Origin of the sequence: Erythrobacter donghaensis, from assembly GCF_001557325.1 — a bacterium.
GTDB lineage: Bacteria > Pseudomonadota > Alphaproteobacteria > Sphingomonadales > Sphingomonadaceae > Erythrobacter > Erythrobacter donghaensis_B.
Map to the genome: position 1 here is coordinate 1 of NZ_LSJS01000034.1, position 2,525 is coordinate 2,525.

Consider the following 2,525-nt stretch of genomic DNA (forward strand, 5'->3'; position numbering starts at 1 on the left):
GCCTCGCGCGCTGCCCGGTCCTGACCGCCGCTCTGGGCCTGCGCCGCGATGTTCCTCCGCTCAGCCGCCGCCCACAGCTCCACCTGCCGCGCGCGCTCGCTCACCAGCTGGCCTGCCCCCGCCTCCACCGCATAGCGCCGCGCCGCCGTCTCCGCGATCGCACGCGCCGCAGGGCCAGAGCCCGCAGACTGCAGCGCGCCGAAGCTCTCCACACGCAGGCCGGGGGCCTCGGAAGGGAACGCAGCGCCGCGAGCCCAGGCGGCGTCGGCGAAAAGGCGTTCAGCCCTCTGGATACGCTCGAAATTACGCTCTTGTTGCCGCTCACCGCGAATGCCCCCCGCATCCAAATCCGCATAACGTGATCGCAAAGCGGTAAGTGCATCTCGAGCGGGAAAGAGGGCCGCAGAATTCAGGTCGGGCCAAGACAAGCGAGTGAGCGCAAGCCACATGTTGCCGTTAATCACATTTGGATGCCGATTATCATCGTGATTTTTCTTGTATAGCGCCATTGCTCGGCGACTAAGCAATGCTGCATCATCGGTGCGGCCAAGCTTAAGCAGGGTGCCAGCCAGATTGTTGAGAATAGCGGCAGTGTAGGGGTGCTCCCTGCCCGGCACCGTCTCGAAAATCTCCAAAGCCTCGAAAATCGCTAAAGCCCGTCTCAGAAGTGGTTCAGCCTCAGCGTATCGCCGCTGCGCGCGGAGGTTGTTCGCAAGGCCATTAAGGGTTGTTGCGGTAATTGGCAGGTCTAGGCCAATTATTTCGGCGTTCGCCAGCGCACGGCGATGAAGTTGCTCTGCTTCACTATAACGCTTTTGCTGATCTAAGTTTGCTGCGAGTGCAGCGACCCTGAGTGTGATCGTTTGCTCCTCAAGAGGAAACATCATCTCATCAATTGCAAGCGCGCGGCGAAATAGCGGCTCAGCCTCCTTGGCTCGACCTTGACTGTCAATTTGCACTGCCAAATTGAACAGGCTGATGGCAGTACTGGGATGATTAGGGCCAAGGGCGTAATTACGAATCTGAAGGGCTTGCCTGAAAAGTGCTTCGGCATCTAATTCGCGGCCCTGCACGTCAAGGATGTACGCAATGTTGGTGAGAACGGCGGCCGTGTAGGGATGTTGAGGGCCGCAGGTAGTTTCCAAAATGGCAAGGACTTTACGCCAAGCTTCCTCTGAATCAGCCAGCTGCATTGATGCGCGAGCCGCCATCGCTTCATCTGTAAAGCTTCTGTAATTAACCCACTCTGTGGGCGTCATGGGACGAATTTCGGGCTCCGCACATCTCGGCGCAAAGGCGGCCAATTGCGCAGGGTCAGTAAAGAACCGCGGTTGCGGCTTGCCAACTTCCAACGCGCTCAGCCCACTAGACTGCACCACTATCGCGAGAGCGAGGCTCGACACTGTCACCCGAAACGCGCTTGCCTTTGCGTTCACGAATCCCACCCCTTGGTTAGCGCAGGCCAACTCCTTATCCGGAGAGGAGCGCCAGTTTCGCGACATTCCCCAACAAAGCCAGCCGTCCGCCTAACGCGGCGGTCGCTGCGGCCCTTGGGGGCGTTGCGGTTGCTCGCGCAGCAGGCGCTCGGCAACCAGCGGGCGATGGACCGGTGGCTGATAGGGGCGGGGCTGGACCGCCTCGAAGGGCGAGGCCTGCTGCGGGCGCGGGACGAGCGGCTGAAAGGGCGAAGCGCGTTGGACGCGCGGGGTTTGGGCCTGATACGGCGTCGCACGATATTCCGGAATGACGATCACATTCTGCGACTGGACCTAGGCTTGCTGGGCAAAGGCTGGCGAGCCGCCGGCCGCGGCAAGGGCTGCAAAAGCCGCAAGGCATCCGATGACTATGCTTCTCGCGCCTGGGTCGGTCGCAGCGTTCTTCTTCGAAAGCATGGCAAGTTCCTTTCTCGAACTCGGTACTGGTTTGGTTGTTTTCGAACATCTGATGGGACGAGGCTAAGACAAGCCAGCACCCGTGACAACTTACCGTTTCCGCAAGAATTGCTACGATGACCAGATCTTGACAGCGGCAATGATTGACTTGCACCTCAGCACCATAGATGTTGCCAACAAGAAGAGGGGGTCGCGCTGCCCGTTTGGGTCGTGCTTGCCAACTCCATAAGTTGGAACTGCCTCAAAATGCCCATACCAAGATGGTGTGCCGGGCAGATAACCGACCTGGCATTGTCACAGTTTTCTGATGAAGGATGATCACCATGACCAAGAATGCCATTCGCCTGATGACCACCGCTGCTGGTCTTGCCATGCTGTCCGGCCCCGTGCTCGCTGAGGATGCTGATCGCACCGGCACCAACCGCTCCGCCGAATCCACGGCTGCGACCACGCCGCAAGCTGCCGGGGTCGAGAAGGCCAAGCTGTCCGCGGACCTCGCCGCCTATGCCCGCCAGTCGTCCAACCCGGTGGCAATGCTGCTGGCCGCGCAGCTTGAATCCGAAGTCGGCGGGAATGAGACCCCGCGCGAGAAGATGAGCGAGCCTGCCGGTGGCGCACCAGCTGGTGACACGG

2 protein-coding genes are annotated in these 2,525 nt (G+C 60.4%); one reads left to right on the forward strand and one right to left on the reverse strand.

The annotated features are described in order from the left end of the window. The coding region (locus AX692_RS19405; protein WP_196491744.1) for a tetratricopeptide repeat protein at positions 1–1,259 on the reverse strand (1,259 nt) is incomplete at its 3' end. A gap of 956 nt (positions 1,260–2,215) precedes the next feature. Here AX692_RS19405 and AX692_RS00685 point away from each other — a divergent pair. Then, positions 2,216–2,525 (forward strand): hypothetical protein (locus AX692_RS00685; RefSeq protein ID WP_155646239.1); only part of this gene is annotated, 310 nt, incomplete at its 3' end.